Annotated in this window: 18 protein-coding genes; 13 read left to right on the top strand and 5 right to left on the bottom strand. The window is 75.4% G+C overall.

Annotation, left to right across the window (positions count from 1 at the left end):
- The first annotated feature begins 138 nt into the window (after positions 1–138).
- The 4 genes from glp to KPL60_RS28845 all read left to right on the top strand — a co-directional run bounded on the left by glp (position 139) and on the right by KPL60_RS28845 (position 6,095).
- Complete coding sequence (gene glp / locus KPL60_RS28860; protein WP_226367761.1) at positions 139–1,392, top strand: gephyrin-like molybdotransferase Glp; 1,254 nt, start codon at positions 139–141, stop codon at positions 1,390–1,392.
- Positions 1,393–1,994: 602 nt separating this feature from the next.
- A complete protein-coding gene (locus tag KPL60_RS28855; protein ID WP_226354032.1) occupies positions 1,995–2,705 on the top strand; it encodes a phosphatidylserine decarboxylase in 711 nt (236 codons plus the stop codon).
- A 10-nt stretch (positions 2,706–2,715) separates the two neighbouring features.
- The gene (pssA, locus tag KPL60_RS28850) at positions 2,716–3,723 is read left to right on the top strand and encodes a CDP-diacylglycerol--serine O-phosphatidyltransferase (protein ID WP_226367760.1); all 1,008 of its coding nucleotides are present in this window, start codon (positions 2,716–2,718) and stop codon (positions 3,721–3,723) included.
- Between the two features lie 23 nt (positions 3,724–3,746).
- Positions 3,747–6,095 carry an AAA family ATPase gene (locus KPL60_RS28845; RefSeq protein WP_226367759.1) on the top strand — a complete coding sequence of 783 codons (2,349 nt, stop codon included), beginning with the start codon at positions 3,747–3,749 and terminating at the stop codon, positions 6,093–6,095.
- A gap of 91 nt (positions 6,096–6,186) precedes the next feature.
- Here the strand turns inward: KPL60_RS28845 and KPL60_RS28840 are convergent, their stop codons facing one another.
- Positions 6,187–6,882, bottom strand: a complete 696-nt coding sequence (locus KPL60_RS28840; protein WP_226367758.1) for a LytR C-terminal domain-containing protein — start codon at positions 6,880–6,882, stop codon at positions 6,187–6,189.
- 16 nt (positions 6,883–6,898) lie between these two features.
- Positions 6,899–7,216 carry a DUF3263 domain-containing protein gene (locus KPL60_RS28835; RefSeq protein ID WP_100878847.1) on the bottom strand — a complete coding sequence of 106 codons (318 nt, stop codon included), beginning with the start codon at positions 7,214–7,216 and terminating at the stop codon, positions 6,899–6,901.
- Positions 7,217–7,420: 204 nt separating this feature from the next.
- Here KPL60_RS28835 and KPL60_RS28830 point away from each other — a divergent pair, with 204 nt between their 5' ends.
- Positions 7,421–8,002 (top strand): peptide deformylase, encoded by a 582-nt coding sequence (locus tag KPL60_RS28830; protein WP_226354029.1) that lies wholly within the window; start codon positions 7,421–7,423, stop codon positions 8,000–8,002.
- Positions 8,003–8,108: 106 nt separating this feature from the next.
- The gene (locus KPL60_RS28825; RefSeq protein WP_226354028.1) at positions 8,109–8,375 is read left to right on the top strand and encodes a hypothetical protein; all 267 of its coding nucleotides are present in this window, start codon (positions 8,109–8,111) and stop codon (positions 8,373–8,375) included.
- Positions 8,376–8,385: 10 nt separating this feature from the next.
- Here the strand turns inward: KPL60_RS28825 and KPL60_RS28820 are convergent, their stop codons facing one another.
- Together KPL60_RS28820 and KPL60_RS28815 are read right to left on the bottom strand one after the other, a co-directional pair.
- Positions 8,386–9,030 (bottom strand): response regulator transcription factor, encoded by a 645-nt coding sequence (locus tag KPL60_RS28820; RefSeq protein ID WP_226354027.1) that lies wholly within the window; start codon positions 9,028–9,030, stop codon positions 8,386–8,388.
- Positions 9,027–10,181 (bottom strand): sensor histidine kinase, encoded by a 1,155-nt coding sequence (locus tag KPL60_RS28815; RefSeq protein WP_226367757.1) that lies wholly within the window; start codon positions 10,179–10,181, stop codon positions 9,027–9,029. The genes KPL60_RS28820 and KPL60_RS28815 overlap by 4 nt, the downstream gene beginning before the upstream one ends.
- A 122-nt stretch (positions 10,182–10,303) precedes the next feature.
- Here KPL60_RS28815 and KPL60_RS28810 point away from each other — a divergent pair, with 122 nt between their 5' ends.
- Both KPL60_RS28810 and KPL60_RS28805 read left to right on the top strand, forming a co-directional pair.
- Positions 10,304–11,116 carry an ABC transporter ATP-binding protein gene (locus KPL60_RS28810; RefSeq protein ID WP_226367756.1) on the top strand — a complete coding sequence of 271 codons (813 nt, stop codon included), beginning with the start codon at positions 10,304–10,306 and terminating at the stop codon, positions 11,114–11,116.
- Complete coding sequence (locus KPL60_RS28805; RefSeq protein ID WP_226367755.1) at positions 11,113–13,227, top strand: FtsX-like permease family protein; 2,115 nt, start codon at positions 11,113–11,115, stop codon at positions 13,225–13,227. The genes KPL60_RS28810 and KPL60_RS28805 overlap by 4 nt, the downstream gene beginning before the upstream one ends.
- Positions 13,228–13,273: 46 nt before the next feature.
- On the opposite strand, the gene KPL60_RS28800 is transcribed toward KPL60_RS28805, so the two are convergent.
- A complete protein-coding gene (locus KPL60_RS28800; protein ID WP_226354023.1) occupies positions 13,274–13,705 on the bottom strand; it encodes a nitroreductase family deazaflavin-dependent oxidoreductase in 432 nt (143 codons plus the stop codon).
- Between the two features lie 199 nt (positions 13,706–13,904).
- On the opposite strand from KPL60_RS28800, the gene thiC reads away from it, so the two are divergent.
- The 5 genes from thiC (at position 13,905) to KPL60_RS28775 (ending at position 20,422) form a co-directional block, all read left to right on the top strand.
- The gene (thiC, locus tag KPL60_RS28795) at positions 13,905–15,542 is read left to right on the top strand and encodes a phosphomethylpyrimidine synthase ThiC (RefSeq protein WP_226367754.1); all 1,638 of its coding nucleotides are present in this window, start codon (positions 13,905–13,907) and stop codon (positions 15,540–15,542) included.
- A 216-nt stretch (positions 15,543–15,758) separates the two neighbouring features.
- Positions 15,759–16,610 carry a bifunctional hydroxymethylpyrimidine kinase/phosphomethylpyrimidine kinase gene (gene thiD, locus KPL60_RS28790; protein WP_226367753.1) on the top strand — a complete coding sequence of 284 codons (852 nt, stop codon included), beginning with the start codon at positions 15,759–15,761 and terminating at the stop codon, positions 16,608–16,610.
- Positions 16,611–16,800: 190 nt separating this feature from the next.
- Complete coding sequence (locus KPL60_RS28785) at positions 16,801–19,062, top strand: xanthine dehydrogenase family protein molybdopterin-binding subunit (RefSeq protein WP_226367752.1); 2,262 nt, start codon at positions 16,801–16,803, stop codon at positions 19,060–19,062.
- Positions 19,059–19,607 carry a (2Fe-2S)-binding protein gene (locus KPL60_RS28780; RefSeq protein ID WP_073576649.1) on the top strand — a complete coding sequence of 183 codons (549 nt, stop codon included), beginning with the start codon at positions 19,059–19,061 and terminating at the stop codon, positions 19,605–19,607. The genes KPL60_RS28785 and KPL60_RS28780 overlap by 4 nt, the downstream gene beginning before the upstream one ends.
- Entirely contained in the window at positions 19,604–20,422 is an 819-nt protein-coding gene (locus tag KPL60_RS28775; RefSeq protein ID WP_226354020.1) for a xanthine dehydrogenase family protein subunit M, read from the top strand. The genes KPL60_RS28780 and KPL60_RS28775 overlap by 4 nt, the downstream gene beginning before the upstream one ends.
- The last annotated feature ends 23 nt before the right edge of the window (positions 20,423–20,445 follow it).

Raw genomic sequence — 20,445 nt, 5'->3', positions numbered from 1 at the left:
ACTCACCGACCCGACCTTGGCACTCCACGGACACGAGTGCCAGTGGATGCTGAGCCCGTTTCTAGCACTCGCCCGTGGTGAGTGCAAGCGGACCCTGCCCGGCTGCGGGCCGTCCGCGACGGCGGGCAGGATGGGGCCATGAGCACCTGGTCGCAGGCCGGTCCGCGCACCGTCTCCGAGCACGCCGCGGCGGTCGCGGCCCTGCTGCCGCCGACCGGGACCGAGCCGGTCGCGCTGGCCGCCGCGAGCGGCCGGGTACTGGCCGAGGACCTGACGGCGGGCGTCGCGCTGCCGCCCTTCGACAACTCCGCGATGGACGGCTACGCGGTCCGCGCGGCCGAGCTCGCCGGCGCCTCGGCGGCCTCGCCGGTGGAGCTCCCGGTCGCGGCCGACATCCCGGCCGGGCGCACCGACGTCCCCGCGCTGGCGCCGGGCACGGTGGCCAGGATCATGACGGGCGCCCCCGTCCCCGGGGGCGCGGACGCGATCGTGCCGGTCGAGCAGACCGACGCCGGTCCCGGCGGCGGGCTCGACCGCGTCCGGATCCACGAGGCCCCGCAGCCGGGCGCGTTCGTCCGCCGGGCCGGCGAGGACGCCGCGTCGGGTGCCGTCGTGCTGCGCGCCGGGACGGTGCTGGCCGCGCCCCAGATCGGGCTCGCCGCCGCGGTCGGCCGGGCCGAGCTGCCGGTCCGCCGCCGCCCGCACGTGCTCGTGCTGTCCACCGGCTCGGAGCTCGTCGCCCCGGGCGGCACGCTGGAGCCCGGGCAGATCTACGAGTCCAACGGCACGATGCTCGCCGTCGCGGTCCGGGAGGCCGGCGCGACGGCCGAGCAGCTGTCCTTCGTCCCCGATGACGTCGAGCGGTTCCGTGTGGTGCTCGCGGAGAAGGTCGGCGACGGCGTGGACCTCGTCCTCACCTCCGGCGGCGTGAGCGCCGGCGCCTACGAGGTCGTCAAGGACGCCATGACCGGCCACGGCGTGGAGTTCGGCAAGGTCGCGATGCAGCCCGGCGGTCCGCAGGGCTGCGGGCGGCTCGAGCTGGGCGGGACCGAGGTCGCCACCGTCACCCTGCCCGGGAACCCGGTGAGCTCCCAGGTCTCGTTCGAGGTGTTCGTCCGGCCCGCGCTCCGGGCGGCGGCCGGGCACCCCGCACCGGAGCGGCCGGTGGTGACCGCCCGGCTGTCCGGGGCGCTGTCCTCGCCCGCCGGGCGCCGCCAGTTCCGGCGCGGCCTGCTCGACGCCGCCGCCGGGACCGTGTCCGAGGTGGGGTCCACCGGGTCGCACCTGATCGCGGCGCTCGCCCGGGCCGACTGCCTGATCGACCTGCCCGCCGACACCACCTCCGTCGCCGACGGCGAGCAGGTCGCGGTCTGGCTGCTCGACGCCCCGTGACCCGGCGTCCGATGGTCACCGCCCGGCGCGCCGGGCGGTGACACGCGGAGCCGGGCGGGCCGGAAAGGCGTCCGGGTGTCGCGAGCAGGATCGCGCTCTGCGACGGGCTCACCACTCTCGCGGACGTGCGGCTGCGCCGAAAGTGTGAGCTGTTTCATAGGCAGTCGGGGCAACGATCTCACCGCGCGCGACGTCCTAGGGGGTGTCCGTTCGGCCGAAAGAGGTAGATCACGGCGGACATCCGTCGTGATCTGGACTGCCGGTCGTCGGAGAGGAATACTTTCTGGTGTGAAGGGGTAGACCCTTTACAGCACAAGACCCACCGCCCGTCGCTGGGGAGCGGACGAGCGGTTCCAAGGCCGGGGTCGTCGTCTCGGGGGACGACGGCCCCGGCCCTTTTAATGCCCCCGACCGGCCCGCGGGGTCGCGCACCGCGTGCGGACGGCGCCGGGCACGAACCGACGATCGTGCCACCGGTTCCGTCCCGGTACGGGGACCCCCGGATCCTCGGCGTGTCCCGGTCGTCCCGCCGGACAGCCGTCCGCGGCGCCCGCGTAGCGTTGGTGATCCCCCACCGGAGCATCAGGAGCCGACGACCCACCATGGCCGAAGGAACCGGGACCTCCCCGACCCACATCGCCCGACTGGTCCGGGACGCGATCCCCCCGATGCACCCGGGCGGGCGTCCGATCGTCGCCGGTGTGGCACTCGCCGCGGCGGGGGTGCGCGCCCTCACCGGCCGCGGCACCCTGCCGGGCCTGCTCGCCACCGCGGCCACCGCGCTGTTCTTCCGCGACCCCGTCCGGACCCCGCCGCTGCGCACCGACGCGGTGCTGGCCCCCGCCGACGGCGCGGTCGCCACCGTGACCGAGACGGTCCCGCCCGCCGAGCTCGACCTGCCGCGCGTCCCGCACACCCGGGTCTCGATCTTCCTGACCGTGCTCGACGTGCACGTCCAGTGGGTCCCGGTGCACGGCCGCGTCGCGCGGGTCCAGTACTCGCCCGGCACGTTCCTGTCCGCGGACCTGGACAAGGCGAGCGAGGACAACGAGCGCAACGCGATCACCGTGGTCCGCGCCGACGGCGTCGGGGTCGGGGTCGTGCAGATCGCCGGCCTGCTGGCCCGCCGGATCGTCTGCGCCCTGCGCGACGGCGACGAGGTCGCCGCGGGCGAGCGGTTCGGCCTCATCCGGTTCGGCTCGCGCGTGGACACCTACCTCCCGCCCGGGACGACCGCGCTGGTCCGCCCCGGCCAGCGGACCGTGGGCGGGGAGACCGTGCTCGGCCTGGTGGCCGGGCCGGCGGAGCGCTGAGGTCGTGGGGATGTCCCGCCCCGCCGGCGGTTATCCCGCCGGCGTGCGGCTGCTGCCGAACGCGGTCACCGTCCTCAACCTCTGTGCGGGCCTGACCGCGGTCTACTTCGCGCTCCAGTCGCGCTTCGACTTCGCGATCATCGCCGTCCTGGCGGCCGCGCTCTGCGACGCCCTCGACGGCGGCCTGGCCCGGCTGCTCGACGCCTCCAGCCGGATCGGCGCCGAGCTCGACTCGCTGGCCGACCTGGTGTCCTTCGGCGTCGCCCCCGCCCTGGTCATCTACATCTGGGCGTTCGAGGGCACCCGGGCCGGCTGGATGGTGGCCCTGGTGTTCGCGGTGTGCATGGCGCTGCGCCTGGCACGCTTCAACACCCTGATCGACGACGACAGCGCCCCGCCGTTCGCCCGCGAGTTCTTCGTCGGCGTCCCGGCACCCGCGGCCGCGCTGACCGCGGGCATCCCGATCTACCTGTGGCTGCACTTCGGTCAGGGCTGGTGGTCGGAGCGGCCGCTGGTCGCGGTGTGGGCGCTGATCACGGCCGGGCTCATGGTCAGCCGCATCCCGACGCTGTCGCTCAAGACGGTCCGGGTCTCCCCGCGCACCACCCGCTGGCTGCTCGTCGGGGTGGCCGCGGTCGTCGCGATCCTGATCACGATCCCGTTCCTCGGGATCGCCGTCGCCGGGCTCGCCTACCTGCTGCTCCTGCCCTGGACGGCCTACCGCTACCGCTGGCTGTCGCGCCACCCCGAGGCGTGGGACGTGCCGACCCGTCAGCGTCGCGCCGTCGCCCGCGCGGCCCGGTCCGCCCGTCGGCTCGGTCTGCGGCCGCCGCTGCGCCGCCGGGTCGCCGGCCGTGCCGGTGCGGTGGCCCGCGGTGTCCGGCGCCGGCTCGACCCGGAGGGCGAGGCCCGCCGGGACGGCATGCGCGACACCGGTGCCGTCCGCGACCCGCGCGGTCCGGGCGTCGCCGCCGCGCCCCGCGGTTCCGGCCGCCGCCTCGGCCTGCGCCGTCGCTGACCCGATCCCCCGGAGGACCGCCCGTGCTGGAGCTCGTCGCCCGACTGGCCCCCGCGGCCGCCGACGCCCGCCGCGGCGTCGTCCGGCTGCACCCCGAGGTGCTCGCCGCGCTCGGCCTGCGCTCCTGGGACGCGGTGACCCTCACCGGGGCCCGGGTCACCGCGGCGCTCGCCGTCGCCGGTGAGCCGGGCGACCCGCACGGTCAGGCCCGCTTCGACGACGTCACCCTGTCCAACGCCGGGCTGACCGACGGCGCGACCGTCGTCGTCGCGCCGGCGCCGGTCACCGCGGCCCGCGAGGTGCGCCTGGTCGGGTCCGCGCTGACCACCGCGACGGTCGCCCCGGCGACGCTGCGGCTCGCCCTGATGGGCAAGGTCCTGGTCCGCGGCGACGCCGTGTCCCTGCTCCCGCAGGACATCGCCCCGGCGGCCGGGGCCGACGTCCGCTCGGTGCGCCGTGCGCTGGCCGCGGCCGTCGGCGGGACGTGGACCTCGGAGCTGCTGACCGTGGCGGTCGCCGACCCGGCGGGGCCGGTCGTGGTGACGCCGTCGACGGTCGTGGGCTGGCAGGGCGGCCGCGACACCGGCGACCCCGCACCGGCCGCGGCCGGCGCGCTCCGCATCCCCGCTTCCGGCGTCCCCGGGAACGGCGGCCCGGCCCTCGCGGGACCGGCGGCGCCCGGGCCCGGTGTCCCCGGCCCGGGCGGGGCCGCCGCCCCCTCCGTCGTGGGAGCCACGGGAGCCGCGGCCGGAGCCGACGCGCCCGCCGGACCCGCCGAGCCCGTGTTGCCGCTGGAGGACCTCGCCGCGAACGAGGCCGTCGCCCGCCGCCTGCTGGACTGGTTCGAGCTCATGTTCCGGCGCCCGGAGCTGCTGACCCGGCTCGGCGGCGACGCCCGGCTCGGCGTGCTCGTCTCCGGGCCGGAGGGCGCGGGCAAGGCGACCCTGGTGCGCAGCGCGGCCGCGGCGGCGGGCGCCCGGTGCGTCGAGCTCGTGGCCCCGGCCGTCGCCGCCGTCGAGCCGGCCGCCGCGGCCGAGCGGGTCCGGGCGGCGATCGCGCAGGCCCGCACCGGCGGGACCGGCACCGGCGCACCCGCAGTGCTGCTCGTACACGACGCGCACGCCCTGCTTCCCGCCACCGACCCGCCGCCGCTGGCCACCCTGGTGCTCGACGAGCTGCGCGCGGCGACCGCGCCGGGCGGGCCCGCGCTCGTCGTCACCAGTGCCGAGCCGGAGGCCCTGGATCCGCGGCTGCGGGCGCCCGACCTGGTCGACCGCGAGCTGTCGGTAGGCCTGCCCGACGCCGCGACCCGGCGCGCGCTGCTCGAGCGGCTGCTGGCCGACGTACCCCGGGCCGGCGACGTCGACCTGGGCGCGGTCGCCGCCCGCACACCGGGCTTCGTCGTCGCCGACCTCGCGGCGGTCCGCCGGGAGGCCGCGGTGAGCGCGGCGCTGCGCGGCACCGGCTCCGAACCCACCGAGCAGGTCCGCCAGTCCGACCTGCTCGACGCCGTCGGCTCGGTCCGCCCGATCTCGCTGTCCGGTGGCGGCACGCTGGGCAGCGGCGGCCTCACCCTCGACGACGTCGGTGACATGACCGAGGTCAAGGCGGCCCTCACCGAGGCCGTGCTGTGGCCGCTGCGCCACCCGGACTCGTTCGCCCGGCTCGGGGTCGACGCCCCGCGCGGGGTGCTGCTCTACGGCCCGCCGGGTGGTGGCAAGACGTTCCTGCTGCGTGCGCTCGCCGGCTCCGGTGACCTCAACGTGTTCGCGGTGAAGGGCGCCGAGCTGCTCGACAAGTACGTCGGCGAGTCCGAGCGCGCGGTCCGCGAGCTGTTCCGCCGGGCGGCCGAGGCCGCCCCCGCACTGATCTTCCTCGACGAGGTCGACGCGCTCGCCCCGCGCCGCGGCGGCTCCACCGACGCCGGGGTGGCCGACCGCGTCGTCGCCGCGCTGCTGACCGAGCTGGACGGCGCGACACCGCTGCGCGAGGTCGTCGTGGTCGGGGCGACGAACCGGCCCGAGCTGATCGACCCCGCGATGCTGCGCCCGGGCCGGCTGGAGCGGCTGGTGTTCGTCCCGCCGCCGGACGCCGACGCGCGGGCGGACATCCTGCGCGCGGCGGGCCGCGACGTGCCGCTGGCCGACGACGTGGACCTCGACGCGCTCGCGTCCGAACTGGACGGCTACTCGGCCGCGGACTGCGCGGCGCTGCTGCGCGAGTCGGCGCTGACCGCGATGCGCGAGTCCCTCGCCGCGGGCGAGGTGACCGCCGCGCACCTGGCGACGGCGCGCCGCACGGTGCGGGCGTCGCTGGACCCGGCGCAGGTCGCCGAGCTAAAGGCCTACGCCCGCCGCCGCAGCGACGGCTGAGCCGTCGCAGGGGCGCGGCACCGGAACAGCGGCACCGGGACAGCAGAACGGCCCCGGACGGGATCGTCCGGGGCCGCTGCGGTCGTCGGGGTCAGGCGGCGGAGAAGTCCCGCGTCACGATGACGATGACGCCGGGCGTCGCGTCCTGGATGCCGTCGAAGCGGGGCTCGGAACGGATGCCGAACTTCTTCGCGATCTCCTCGGCCGCGGCCTTCTCGCCGGTGCCCTGCCGGTAGTAGACGGTCGTGGTCGGGATGACGCCCTGGGAGTAGTTCTGCACCTGGGACACGGTCCAGCCGTTGGTGCGGAACTCCCCGGCCGCCTTCTCGGCGAGACCGCGGATGGTCGAGTTGTTGTAGATCCGCACGACCGGGCGGGCCGCGACGGCGGACCCCTCACCGGCGGCGGAGCCGGAGCCGCCCTGGCCCGCGGAGCCGGAGCTCGCGGCGGGCGGCGCGGCGACGGCCGGGCCCGCGCCGTCGTACCCGGGGGAGCCCGGCGTGCCGGGCGCTCCGGGGGTGAACGGTGAGGTCTCCCCGGGGGTGCCCGGGGCGGGGGTGCCGCCGGTGCCGGGCGCGGCGCCGTCGCCGGTGCCGTCCCCCGGAGCGGGGGCCGGGGCCGGGGCGGGCTCGGCCGACGCCGACGGGGGCGCGGCCTGGTTGCCGCCGTCCTCACCGCCGCCGGTGAGGCCGATCAGGCCGACGACAGCGGCGACCACACCGACGCCGATCAGCGCGATACCGGCGATCTTCAGCGGTGACTGCCCGCCGGACGCGGGTGCGGTCATCGTGACCTCCTGGCTGTCAGGGCTCGAGGCCGAGGCGACGGGCGGCGCGGGTGCGCTGCCTGCTGGAACGCAGCCGGCGCAGACGCTTGACCAGCAGCGGGTCCACCGCCAGCGCCTCGGGCTTGTCGACCAGGGCGTTCAGCACCTGGTAGTAGCGGGTGGCCGACATGTCGAACAGCTCGCGGATCGCCTGTTCCTTGGCACCCGCGTACTTCCACCACTGGGCCTCGAACGCGAGGATCTCGCGTTCGCGACGGTCGAGCTCGCGGGGGGACGCGGCAGCGGTGCGCCGGTGCGCTCCGCGGCGTTCCGGCAGGGACCCGGCGGACTCCATCACGCTCCTCGAGCGGACGACGATCTCGTGCTGCGGCGGCCCCGCCCGGGCGCCGCGACGACGAACGACACGTCTGTCATTCGCGGTGCGGATTCAACCACAGGGGACCGACGGTCCCGGGCTGCGACGCGCCTGGAGGGCGGGTTGGACGACACCGAAACCGCCCGGCCGGGTCACGTCCGGCGGCGACCGTAGGCTGCTCCGGTGACGGTTCTGCGCATCCGCATGGTCGGCGACCCCGTGCTCCACACCCCCACCCGCCCCGTCGGCACGGTCGACGACACGGTCCGGACGCTGGTCGAGGACATGTTCGAGACGATGGCCGCGGCGAACGGCGTGGGGCTCGCGGCCAACCAGGTGGGAGTGGACCTGCGGCTGTTCGTCTTCGACTGCCCCGACGAGGAGACGCGCACGATGCGGCGCGGTGTCGTGGTCGACCCGGTGCTGGAGACCGACGGGATCCCGGAGGTCATGCCCGACGCGGACGACGACCAGGAGGGCTGCCTGTCGGTGCCCGGCGAGAACTTCGCGACCGGCCGGGCGGAGTGGGCCCGGGTCACCGGCACCGACCTCGACGGCGAGCCGGTCTCCTACGAGGGGCGCGGCTTCTTCGCCCGGTGCCTGCAGCACGAGACCGACCACCTCGACGGCCACCTGTACCTGGACCGGCTGATGGGCCGCCACCAGCGCGCGGCGAAGAAGATGCTCAAGCGCAACGGCTGGGGCTCGCCGTCGGACTCGTGGGACCCGTCGGCCGTCGAGGCCGAGGACGTCCCCCGGGGATGACCCCGGGTCCGACCCCGGGAGTCATACCCCGGTACTAGGGGTCGACCTGCGAGACCGGCCCCGCGGCCGATGTGGCGGGGTGCCCCCGGCGGGCACCGTGGTCCCCATGCTGCTCTCGATCCTCGCCGTCGCCCCCGTCCTCGCGGTGCTGCTGGTCATGGCCGCGCAGCCGCTGTTCGAGCTGTGGGACGCCCGCGCCTCCGACCACGACCGCGCCCGCTCCGCCGGTGCCGTGCTCGACTCCGACGCCCCCGCGCTGCCGGTCGTGCCGGCCGCCTACCCGGAGGCGCTCGGCGACGTCGCCGCACCGCTGCGGATCCCCGCGCCGCGCGGCCCGCTCGCCCCGGTCGGCCGGAGCGCGGCCCGGGCCTGAGGGCCCGGCCCTACTCGACCAGCCGGTTCTCCCACGCCCACGCCGCGATCTCCACCCGGTTGCGGGCGTCCAGCTTGGACCCGATGTTCGCGATGTGGGTCTTCACCGTGGACAGCGACACGAACAGGTCCCCGGCGATCTCGGAGTTCGTCCGGCCCCGGGCCACCGCCTTCACCACCTCCAGCTCGCGCGGTGACAGCGCGGCGTGGACCTCGGCGCGGGCCGGCTCCGGCTCGGTCAGCCGTTCCAGCAGCCGCACGGTGACCGACGGCGACACCAGCGCGTCGCCCGCCGCGGCGGCCCGGACCGCCTCGACGAGCAGCCGCGGGCCCGCCGTCTTCAGCAGGAACCCGCAGGCCCCCGAGCGCAGCGCGCCGTAGACGTACTCGTCGAGGTCGAAGGTCGTCACCACCACGATCCGCGGGGGGAACGGGTCCGCGCTCAGCGCGCGGGTCGCGGCGATCCCGTCCATCCCCGGCATCCGGACGTCCATGAGCACGACGTCCGGGCGCAGCTCGCGGGCCATGGCGACGGCGTCGGTGCCGGTGGCGGCCTCGCCGACGACCTCGATGCCGTCCTCGGCGGACAGGATCAGCCCGAAGCCGGTGCGCACCATCTCCTGGTCGTCGGCGAGCAGGACACGGATCGCGGTCACCGACCCGCCCCGGCGGGCACCTCGGCGACGACGATCCACCGGCCGGGCCCGTCCGGCCCGGCGTGCAGCGAGCCGTCGAGGGCCTCCACCCGCTCACGCATCCCGGCCAGCCCGAACCCGCCCGGGTCGCGCAGCGGGTTCTCGGTCCCGGTCCCGTCGTTGTGCACCACGGTCACCAGTCTCCCGGCCTGCAGGTGCACGCCGACCGACACCGTCGTCGCGCCGGGGGCGTGCCGGTGCACGTTGGTCAGGGCCTCGCGCACCACTCGGAACGCGGTGGCCGCGACCGCGGGCCCGAGCACGGCGGTCCGCACCTCGGGGGCGATCTCCAGCCGGGTGCGGGTCCGCTCGGGGTCGAACCGCGCGACCACGTCCTCGACGTCGGCGATGTCGTGACCCGGGGCGCGGTCGGCGCCGCCGTCGGCACCGGCGCGCAGCACCCCGACCATGCGGCGCATCCCGTCGAGGGCCTCGGCGCCGGCCCGCTCGATGGACTCCAGCGCCCGGCCGGCCTCCTCCGGGCGGCTCCCCGCGACGACGACCCCGGCCTGCGCGGCCACCACGATCGCGGTCACGTGGTGGGCGACGGTGTCGTGCAGCTCGCGGGCCAGCTCCAGGCGCTCGTCGTTGCGGGCCTGGGCGAGCCGGGCCGAGCGGCGCTGGGTCAGCTCGCGCGCCGCGGTCGCGACGACCATCGTCCCGGCCCAGCCGACGACGGTCAGGCTGGCGAACACCTCACTGTCGTTCCCCGGGACCCGCAGCAGCGGCATGCCCACGATCACCAGCAGCGACACCGCCGCCGCGCCGAGGACGACCCGGACCGGAGCGGTCCGCACCGTCGCCACCGTGACCACGGCCAGCGCGAACAGCTCGGTCAGCGACACGAACGGGATCCCGCCGAGGAACACCGCGGCGGCCGAGCCGCCCGCGGACAGCGCGACCGCCACCACCGCGACGCCGAGCGGCCCGGCGTCGACCCGGTGCCGGGTGAGCACGACGCCCGCCACGAGGAGGCCGTAGACCGCGCCGCTCTGCGCCCACGTCGTCCCGTAGCCGAGGCCGAGCGCGACATCGCACCCGGCCCAGAACAGGTAGGCGAGCAGCTCCAGCCCGACCAGGACGGGGCGGCCACGGCGGGTTGCGGTGCGCATGGATCACACCGTAGGACGCGTCCGGGCCCGTCGACCTCGGTCGGAAGTACGACGACCCGGTCGGGCAACGCCCTACCACGGGCCGATGCCCCGGACCCCCGTCGAGCGGCAGCCTCGTCGTCATGATCGAGGGGTTGAGGAATCCGGCCGACGTGCCGTCGCAGGTCGCCGCGGCGACGGTGAACCTGGTGCGCACCTACGGGCGGGGGCGCGCCACGGTCCGCGCGCTCGACGGCGTCACCCTGTGGCTGCCCGCGGGGCGGTTCACCGCGGTGATGGGCCCGAGCGGGTCGGGCAAGTCGACACTGCTGCACTGCCTGGCCGGGCTGGACCGGCCGACGTCCGGGCAGGTGCTACTGGGCGGGACCGACCTCGGGAGCCTCGACGACACCGCGCTGACCCGGGTCCGGCGCGACCGGATGGGCTTCGTCTTCCAGGACGGCAACCTGCTGCCGCACCTCACCGCGGGCGAGAACATCGACCTGGCGGCCTCCCTGGCCGGGCGCAGGCCGAACCACGCCTGGCGGGCCGAGCTCGTCGAACGGCTCGGCATCGCCGACCGGCTCACCCACCTGCCCTCGGAGCTGTCCGGCGGGCAGCGTCAGCGCGTCGCGGTGGCCAGGGCGCTGCTCGGGCGCCCGGAGATCGTCGTCGCCGACGAGCCGACCGGTGCGCTCGACACGCGTTCCGGGCGCGAGCTGCTGGGCCTGCTGCGAGCCTGCGTCGACGACTACGGCCAGACCGTCGTCATGGTCACCCACGACCCGATCGCCGCCTCCGCGTCGGACCAGGTCCTGCTGCTGCGCGACGGCCGTGCCGCGGGCCGGCTGGACCGGCCCACCCCGGACCGGGTGCTGTCCGCGATGGGCGCGCTGACCGGCGCCGACGACCCCGCCCTGTCCGACGTCACGGCCACCGGGCCGGTGACCCGGTGAACCCCGCCACCCGCGCCGCGGTCGCCGGTGCCCGGCGCAGTCCGCGCCGGCCGCTGCTGACCGGGCTGGCCGTGCTGGTGGCGACGGTGTTCGCCGCCGGTGCGGTGCTGCTGACCGCGAGCCTGCGCGCCGACCTCGTCGGGAGCACGTCCTCGGTGCCCGCGGGCGCGACCTTCGCCGTGGAGACCGACACCTCCGCCGGGGCCGCCACCACGGAGCTGCAGGATCGGCTGCGCGCGGTGCCCGGGGTGACCGCGGTGTCGACCGCCCGGTCGGGGACGGCCGCCGTCGTCGCGGGTGGCGCGAGCGGCAGCTGGCTGCTGAGCACCGACCCGATGACCGGGCCGCTGCAGGGACTGGAGCCGGTGACGGCCGGTCGCCTGCCGTCCGGGCCGGGGGAGGCGCTGATCGGGGCGGGCACCGCGGAGCGCACCGGGCTCGCCCCCGGCGCCACCGTCGGCCTCGGCGACCGCACGCTGACCGTCACCGGTGTGGTGCCGGTCCGGTCCGAGTACGGCGACGTGCTCGTCGTGCGCGACGACGACCCGGCCGCCGCCGGTCTGTCCGGCTACCGGACCGCCGTCGCGGGGGACCCGGACCCGGCCGCGCTCGCCGCCGTCCCGGGCGTCACCGGGGTCCGGACCGCCGACGACCAGCGCACCGAGGACCTGGCGTCGGCGTCGGCGTCGGCGGACGCGCTGCTCGCCGGGCTGTCGGTGTTCGTCGGGCTGGCGCTGGTCGCCGCGGCCGTGGTGGTCGCCTCGACGTTCCGGATCGTGCTGGCCCGCCGCACCCGTGAGCTGGCGCTGCTGCGCTGCGTCGGCGCGGGCCGCGGGCAGGTGACGCGGTCGGTGCTGGTCGAGGCGGCGCTCACCGGGCTGGTCGCGGGGGTCGCCGGGGCGCTCGTGGCCGTCGCGGGCGGGTGGGCCGCCCTGGCGGCGGCGGGCGCGGCCGGGGTGGACGTACCGGCGCTCGTGGTGCCGTGGGGTCGGCTCGCGGGATGCGTGCTGCTGGCGGTCGTCGTGACGGTGCTGGCCGCGCTGGCCCCGGCGCTCGCCGCCGGCCGGACCCCGCCGGTGGTGGCGCTCGGCGCGGCGGACGCGAGCGGTGCCCGCGCACCGCGGGCCCGGGTGCGGCTGCCGCTCGCCGCGGTCGCGCTCGTCCTGGCCGTGGTCCTCGCCGTCGCCGGGGTGGGGATGGGCAGCCCGCTGGCGGGGACGGCGCTGGCCGCGCTGTCCGGGATGCTGGTGTTCGCGGCGCTCGTGGTGACCGGACCGTTCGTAGTGTCCGGGGCGGCGGCGCTGGTGGCGCCGGTCGTCGCACGCTGGGCGCCGGGGCGGATCGCGGTGGGCAACGCGCGGCGGATGTCGCGGCGCACCGCGGCGATGACGACGGTCCTGTCGCTGGGTGTGGGCCTGACCGCGGCGCTGCTGGTGGCCGTGGCCGGCGCCTCGGCCGACGCGACGGCGTCGATCGAGCGGAACTACCCGGCCGACATCGTCGTGTTCGCCGGCGACGACGGTCAGGACGCGACGCTCGCGACCCGGCTCGACGCCGCACCCGAGCTGACCGCGCGGCCGTCCGACGGCATGGTGCTCGTCGACCCGGCGCCGGGGGCCGACCCGGTCGCGGTGCGCACCGCGGTGGTGCGGGCCGCGGGCGAGGCACCCGTCACCTTCACCGCGGAGCTGCGCGAGCAGACCGAGGTCGCGGTCGGCGCCGTCCGCTGGGTCGGGCTGGGGCTGGTGGGGATCACGCTGCTCGTCGCCGTCGTGGGGGTCGGGGTGACCCTCGCACTGTCGGTCAGCGAGCGGACCCGGGAGATCGCGCTGCTGCGCACGCTCGGCCTGTCCCGGGCCGCGGCCCGGCGGGCGGTGGCGTTCGAGGCGGCACTCGCCGGTGCGGTCGCGGCGGTGCTCGGCGTGGTGCTGGGGGGTGTGTACGGCCTGCTGGCGCTGAGGGCGACCGGCATCGGGGCGCTCACGGCGCTGCCGCTGGGCCAGCTCGCCGGGCTGGCCGCGGTGGTGGTCGGTGTCGCGGTGGTCGCCTCGGTGGGGCCGATGCGCCGCGCCGGACGGGTCGAGCCCGCGCACGGCGTCGCCGCCGCCTGAGGGCCGCCCGCGTGCCCGGTTCGGACCGGGCACGCGGGCGCCGGGCTCAGCTCGCGGGCTCCAGCACGAACACCGGGATGACCCGGGAGGTCTTCTGCTGGTACTCGGCGTAGGGCGGGTAGGCCTCGACGGAGCGGTCCCACCACTCCTGGCGCTCGTCGCCGGTGACCTCGCGGGCGACGAAGGTGCCGGTCTGCGTGCCGTCCTGCACCTGGACCTGCGGGTTCGCGACCACGTTGTGGTACCAGGCCGGGTGCTCCGGGGTGCCGCCCTTTGACGCGATCATCGCGTAGGAGCCGCCGTGCTCGACGCGCATCACCGGCACGTAGCGCTGCTTGCCGGACTTCGCGCCGGTCGTCGTGACCAGGATGATCGGACGGTCCATGACCGTGACGCCCTCGGTGGTGCCGTTCTCGAGGATCTTCTCGGTCTGCTCGCGGACCCAGTCGGTCGGGGAGAGCTCAGCGTTCTGCGTCATAACGGTGGGGAACCCGATACCACCGGTGATCATTCCTCGCAGCCGGGTGAGGGGCTGGTGCGCGTCGCCGGACGGTGCCTACGGTGCGGGTGCACGACCAACTGAACACGCGGGAGCTCCGTCGCGCGGGGCTGAGAGGGCGACTCGCCGGTCGCCGACCGCAGAACCGGCCGGGTAATGCCGGCCAGGGAGGACCGTCATGACAACGGCACCAGTGCGTCCGCAGCAGGTCACCACCGGCCCGATCCAGGGGTCGGCCAAGGCCTGGATCGAAGGACCCGACGGCATCACCGTCCCGGTCCGGCGGATCGCCCTCTCCAACGGTGAGCACCACGACGTCTACGACACCTCCGGCCCGTACACCGACTCCCACGCGACCGTCGACCTGCACACCGGGCTGCCCCGGCTGCGGGAGCCGTGGGTCGGGTCACGGGAGCCGGGGACCCAGATGTCCTGGGCGCGGGCCGGGACCGTCACCCCCGAGATGGCCTACATCGCCGTCCGTGAGCGGTGCGACGCGGAGCTCGTCCGCTCCGAGGTCGCCCGCGGCCGGGCCGTGATCCCGGCCAACGTGAACCACCCCGAGTGCGAGCCGATGATCATCGGCAAGCGGTTCCTCACCAAGGTCAACGCCAACATCGGCAACTCCGCGGTGACCTCCTCGATCGCCGAGGAGGTCGAGAAGATGGTGTGGGCGACGCGGTGGGGCGCCGACACGGTCATGGACCTGTCCACCGGGCGCGACATCCACGAGACCCGCGAGTGGATCCTGCGCAACTCGCCGGTCCCGATCGGCACCGTGCCGATCTACCAGGCGCTGGAGAAGGTGGACGGCGACCCGTCCCGGCTGAGCTGGGAGGTCTACCGCGACACCGTGCTCGAGCAGTGCGAGCAGGGCGTCGACTACATGACCGTGCACGCCGGGGTGCTGCTGCGCCACGTGCCGCTCACCGCGAAGCGGGTCACCGGGATCGTCTCCCGCGGCGGGTCGATCATGGCCGCGTGGTGCCTGGCCCACCACGCCGAGTCGTTCCTGTACACCCACTTCGACGAGCTCTGCGCGATCCTGCGCCGCTACGACGTCACCTTCTCCCTCGGCGACGGGCTGCGGCCCGGCTCCATCGCCGACGCGAACGACGAGGCGCAGCTGGCCGAGCTCGCCACGCTCGGCGAGCTGACCCGCATCGCCCGCGGCCACGACGTCCAGGTGATGATCGAGGGCCCCGGCCACGTCCCGATGGACAAGATCGTCGAGAACGTGCGGCTGGAGGAGGAGTGGTGCGACGAGGCGCCGTTCTACACCCTCGGTCCGCTGGCCACCGACATCGCGCCCGGCTACGACCACATCACCTCCGCGATCGGCGCGGCGCGGATCGCCGAGGCCGGCACCGCGATGCTCTGCTACGTCACGCCGAAGGAGCACCTGGGCCTGCCGAACCGCGACGACGTCAAGGTCGGCGTGATCAGCTACAAGATCGCCGCGCACGCCGCGGACCTGGCCAAGGGGCACCCGCACGCCCAGGCCCGCGACGACGCGCTCTCGCAGGCCCGGTTCGAGTTCCGCTGGCGTGACCAGTTCGCGCTGTCGCTCGACCCGGACACCGCGACCGCCTACCACGACGAGACCCTGCCGGCCGAGCCCGCGAAGACCGCGCACTTCTGCTCCATGTGCGGGCCGAGGTTCTGCTCGATGAAGATCACCCAGGACGTCCGGGACTACGCCGAGGCGCACGGGCTGACCAGCGTCGAGGCGATCGAGGCCGGGATGGCGGAGAAGTCCGGGGAGTTCCGTGACGAGGGCGGCCGGGTGTACCTGCCGATCGCGGCGACGGAGTAGCGGCACGACGCCGGGTGCCGCGGGTGGCGTCGCCCGCGGCACCCGGCCCGCCGGTGACGTGGCCGGCGCCGCGCCGGCACGGGCTACCGTCTCCGGCGACACGCACGACGCGGGAGCTCGCGGAGCGAGCGGGCTGAGAGGGCGGCTGGGTCCCACCGGGACCGGCGCCGCCGACCGCGGACCGGCCGGGTAATGCCGGCCAGGGAGGACACGTCCATGGAACCCACCGTCGGCACCACACCCCCGCGGGTCATGACGATCGCCGGCACCGACTCCGGCGGCGGCGCGGGCATCGCCGCGGACCTGCGCACCTTCGCCGCCTGCGGGGTGCACGGCTGCCTCGCCGTCTGCGCGGTGACCGTGCAGAACTCGGTGGGCGTCACCGGCGTCCACACGGTCCCGGTCGACACGATCGCCGGCCAGATCGCCACGGTCGCCTCCGACATCGGGCTGCAGGCCGCGAAGACCGGGATGCTCGCGAACGCCGAGATCATCGAGACCGTCGCGCGGGCCTGCGACGAGAACGGCATCGGCGCGGGTCTGGCGACGCCGTTCGTCGTCGACCCGGTGGCGGCCTCGATGCACGGGGACCCGCTGCTGGCCGCCGAGGCGCTCGACGCCTACCGGCACACGCTGTTCCCGCGGGCCACGCTGGTCACCCCGAACCTCGACGAGATCCGGCTGCTCGTCGAGCACGACGTCCACGACCGCGCGGGCCAGTACGCCGCGGCGAAGGCGCTGCACGCGCTCGGCCCGCGCGCGGTCCTGGTGAAGGGCGGCCACCTCGCCGAGGACACCGAAGGCTGCCTGGACCTGCTCTACGACGGCGAGACCGCCGTCGAGCTGCCCGGCCCGCGCTTCGACACCGGCCACACCCACGGCGGCGGGGACTCCCTGGCCGCCGCGATCGCGTCCGGGCTCGCCCGCGGGATGGAGCTGGAGGCGGCGGTCCGGTTCGGGAAGCGCTACATCGTCGAGGCGGTCCGCCACGCCTACCCGCTGGGCGCCGGGCACGGCCCGGTCTCGGCGCTGTGGGCCGTACGGCCGTGGTGGGACGAACGCGACTGACCCTCGCCGTTCCTTGGATACGAGATGGATGCGATCTCAACAGATCCGAGGTCGGGGACGACCGGCCCCCGGCGTGCCGCAGATGCGGCGATCCGCCGGCGCGTCGCTCCGCGAAGGGTGCCCTGACCTGGGGATCGGGCGCTGTGGTCTGCATCGCACAGGTCGGTGGAGATGTATACGCTCGCGTCCGATGAGCATCTTGGGCACCCGCGTCGTCCGCACCGAGGATCCGGTCTTCCTCACGCGCGGCGCGACCTACACCGACGACCTGACCGAGGAGCGGCTGACCGGGGCGTTGCACCTGACGCTCGTCCGCTCCCCGCTCGCCCACGCGACGATCACGTCGATCGACACCTCGGCGGCGCTCGCGTCGCCCGGCGTAGTCGCCGTCGTCACCGGGGCCGACCTCGACATCGCACCGGCACTGCTGTTCCCGGGCGCGAACAAGGCCATGACCCGCCCGTTCCTCGCGACCGACCGCGTGCGGTTCGTCGGCGAGCCGGTCGCCGCGGTCCTCACCGAGGAGTTCTACCAGGGTGAGGACGCGGCCGAGCTGGTCGACGTCGAGTACGAGCCCCTGGACGTGGTGATCGACCCGCTGGCCGCCGCCCGCGACGAGACGCTGCTGTTCCCCGAGGCCGGGACCAACACCGCGGCCGCCTACGGGCACGACGAGGAGCAGGACGCCTCGTTCTTCGACGGCTGCGAGGTCGTCGTCACCCGGGACCTGGTGAACCAGCGCCTGGCCGCGGCCCCGCTGGAGACGCGTGCCGCGAGCGCCTTCTGGGAGGGCGACCACCTCACCGTCTACATGTCCAACCAGAACGCCCAGGGCGGCCGCGACGAGATCGCCGGCTGGCTGGGCCTGGACAAGGACAAGGTGCGGGTCGTCCTGCCCGACGTCGGCGGCGGCTTCGGCGCGAAGATCGGCTCGGACCCCGAGTTCGGGCTCGTCGCCTGGCTCGCGCGCCGGCAGGGCCGTCCGGTCCGCTGGAACGAGTCCCGCTCCGAGAACATGACCGGCATGGTGCAGGGCCGCGCCCAGCGTCAGACCGTCACGATCGGCGGCACCCGCGAGGGCCGGGTCACCCACTACCGGATCGACGTCGTGCAGGACCTGGGCGCCTACCCGCGCCTGGGCACCTTCCTGCCGATGTTCACCCGCATGATGGCGCCCGGCACCTACGACATCGCGAACGTCGACTCCCGGGCGCGCACCGTCGTCACCAACACGACCTCGATCGCCGCCTACCGCGGCGCCGGGCGTCCGGAGGCGACCGCCGCGATCGAGCGGGCGATGGACCTGTTCGCCGCCGAGATCGGCAAGGACCCGGCCGAGGTCCGCAGGATGAACGTCGTCTCGCCGGACAAGTTCCCGTTCCAGACCAAGGGCGGCGTCGAGTACGACTCCGGCGAGTACGCCAAGGCCATCGACCTGGCCCTGGAGAAGTCCGACTACGCCGGGCTGCGCGCCGAGCAGAAGGCCCGCCGCGAGCGCGGCGACGCCCGTCAGCTCGGCATCGGCGTCTCCTCCTACGTCGAGATCACCGGCGGCGGCGCGTACGCCGAGGACGCCTCGGTGGAGGTCCACCCGGACGGCTCGGTGACCGTGCTGACCGGCACCTCCCCGCACAGGCAGGGCCACGCGACGGCGTGGGCGATGCTCGCGTCCGACCAGCTGGGCGTCCCGATCGAGAAGATCACCGTCAAGCACGGCGACACCGACCTCGTCCCGCGCGGCGGCGGCACCATGGGGTCGCGGTCGCTGCAGACCGGCGGCGTCGCGGTGCACCAGGCCTCGGCCGAGCTGATCGACCTGGCCAAGCAGCGCGCGGCCGACCTGCTCGAGGCGAGCGTCGAGGACCTGGAGCTCGACCCGGCGAACGCCGCGATCACCGTCAAGGGCGTCCCCGGCGCGAAGTCGGTGACCCTGGCGGAGCTGGCGGCCGCCGAGCAGCTCAAGGTCGACACCACCTGGGACGGCAAGAAGCCGACCTTCCCGTTCGGCTCGCACGTCTGCGTCGTCGAGGTCGACACCGACTCCGGCAAGGTGACGGTCGAGAAGATCGTCGCCGTCGACGACGCGGGTCCCATCCTCAACCCGCTGCTCTGCGACGGGCAGCGGCACGGCGGGATCGCCCAGGGCATCGCGCAGGCGCTGCTCGAGGAGGTCATCTACGACGAGGAGGGCCAGCCCCTCACCGGCACCTTCGCCGACTACGGCATCCCGTCGGCGGCGGAGCTGCCCAGCTTCGACCTGGTCGAGATGACGACCCCGACGCCGGTCAACCCGATGGGCTACAAGGGCATCGGCGAGGCCGGGACGATCGGCTCCACCCCCGCCACCCAGAGCGCGGTCATCGACGCCCTGTCCCACCTCGGCGTCACGCACATCGACATGCCCCTGACCCCGATGCGGGTCTGGGAAGCCATTCAGGAGGCCTCCAAGTGAAGGTCGAGATCACCGTCAACGGTGAGCCCACCAGCGCCGACGTGGAGCCCCGCCAGCTGCTCGCGCACTACCTGCGGGAGACCGTCGGGCTGAAGGCCACCAACATCGGCTGCGACACCACGTCCTGCGGCGCGTGCACCGTGCTGCTCGACGGCGACGCGGTCAAGTCGTGCACCGTGCTCTCGGTGCAGGCCGACCAGCAGTCGGTCACCACCATGGAGGGGCTCGACGGCGCGTCCGAGGGCCGCCCCGAGCACCCGGTCACCGCGGCGTTCCGGTCCGAGCACGGGCTGCAGTGCGGCTTCTGCACCCCGGGCATGGTCATGTCCGCGGTGTCGCTGATCAGCCACGACGACGACCTGGACGAGCGGAAGGTCCGCGAGGGCCTGGAGGGCAACCTCTGCCGCTGCACCGGCTACCACAACATCGTGCGCGCGGTGCTCGTCGCCGCGGGCAAGGACCCGGACGCCGCGCAGAAGGCCGAGGCCGAGTCCGACGCGCTGCGCACCGCGCCCGCCTTCTCCCGTGGGGAGGCCGGCGCATGATCCCCCTCGCGTTCGACTACGCCCGTCCCGACACCCTCGACGACGCCATCGCGCTGCTCGCCGAGAAGGGTGAGGACGCCAGCGTCCTGGCCGGCGGGCACTCGCTGATCCCGGTCATGAAGGTGCGCCTCGGCGCGCCGGAGTTCCTGATCGACATCGGCCGGCTGCCGGAGCTGAGCTACATCCGCGTCGAGGGCGACGAGCTCGCCGTCGGTGCGGCGACCAAGCACCGCGACGTGGTCGACTCGGCCGAGGTCGCGAAGGAGGTCCCGCTGCTCGGGGCCGTCGCCCGCACCGTCGGCGACCCGCAGATCCGGGCCCGGGGCACGCTGGGCGGCACCGTCGCCCACGCCGACCCGGCCGCGGACCTGCCCGCCGCGCTGCTCGCGCTGGACGCCACCGTCGTCCTGCAGGGGCCGCGCGGGAAGCGGACCGTGCCGATCGGCGAGTTCTACACCGGCGTGTTCACCACGGTCCGCGAGCCCGACGAGCTGATCGTCGAGATCCGGATCCCGCGCTGCGGGGACAAGGGCTGGGCGTACGAGAAGTTCACCCGTCGCAGCAACGACTGGGCGATCGTCGCCGTCGCCGTGTCCGACGACCGGATCGGCCTGGTCAACATGGGATCGACGTCGCTGCGGGCGTCCGCGACGGAGCAGGCGCTGAAGGACGGGAAGTCGGTCGCCGAGGCGGCCGCGCTGGCCGCCGAGGGCGCCGAGCCGCCTGCCGACACCCACGGGTCGGTCGCCTACCGCACCCACCTGGTGCAGGTGCTGACCCGGCGCGCGCTCGAGACGGCGCGCGGCCAGGGCTGAGCCGGCACGCCGAGCCACCTCCG

Origin of the sequence: Pseudonocardia sp. ICBG162 (genome assembly GCF_020496225.1) — a bacterium.
Lineage (GTDB): Bacteria > Actinomycetota > Actinomycetes > Mycobacteriales > Pseudonocardiaceae > Pseudonocardia > Pseudonocardia alni.
This window is presented reverse-complemented; position numbering and strand designations above follow the sequence as displayed.

Excerpts from the sequence above, each read along its gene's own strand:
- KPL60_RS28810 (WP_226367756.1), top strand. The coding sequence starts at position 10,304 with ATGATCGAGGGGTTGAGGAATCCGGCCGACGTGCCGTCGCAGGTCGCC.
- KPL60_RS28855 (WP_226354032.1), top strand. The coding sequence starts at position 1,995 with ATGGCCGAAGGAACCGGGACCTCCCCGACCCACATCGCCCGACTGGTC.
- glp (WP_226367761.1), top strand. The coding sequence starts at position 139 with ATGAGCACCTGGTCGCAGGCCGGTCCGCGCACCGTCTCCGAGCACGCC.
- KPL60_RS28835 (WP_100878847.1), bottom strand. The coding sequence starts at position 7,216 with ATGGAGTCCGCCGGGTCCCTGCCGGAACGCCGCGGAGCGCACCGGCGC.
- thiD (WP_226367753.1), top strand. The coding sequence starts at position 15,759 with ATGGAACCCACCGTCGGCACCACACCCCCGCGGGTCATGACGATCGCC.
- KPL60_RS28800 (WP_226354023.1), bottom strand. The coding sequence starts at position 13,705 with ATGACGCAGAACGCTGAGCTCTCCCCGACCGACTGGGTCCGCGAGCAG.
- KPL60_RS28775 (WP_226354020.1), top strand. The coding sequence starts at position 19,604 with ATGATCCCCCTCGCGTTCGACTACGCCCGTCCCGACACCCTCGACGAC.
- KPL60_RS28840 (WP_226367758.1), bottom strand. The coding sequence starts at position 6,882 with ATGACCGCACCCGCGTCCGGCGGGCAGTCACCGCTGAAGATCGCCGGT.
- KPL60_RS28825 (WP_226354028.1), top strand. The coding sequence starts at position 8,109 with ATGCTGCTCTCGATCCTCGCCGTCGCCCCCGTCCTCGCGGTGCTGCTG.
- KPL60_RS28785 (WP_226367752.1), top strand. The coding sequence starts at position 16,801 with ATGAGCATCTTGGGCACCCGCGTCGTCCGCACCGAGGATCCGGTCTTC.
- thiC (WP_226367754.1), top strand. The coding sequence starts at position 13,905 with ATGACAACGGCACCAGTGCGTCCGCAGCAGGTCACCACCGGCCCGATC.
- pssA (WP_226367760.1), top strand. The coding sequence starts at position 2,716 with ATGTCCCGCCCCGCCGGCGGTTATCCCGCCGGCGTGCGGCTGCTGCCG.
- KPL60_RS28815 (WP_226367757.1), bottom strand. The coding sequence starts at position 10,181 with ATGCGCACCGCAACCCGCCGTGGCCGCCCCGTCCTGGTCGGGCTGGAG.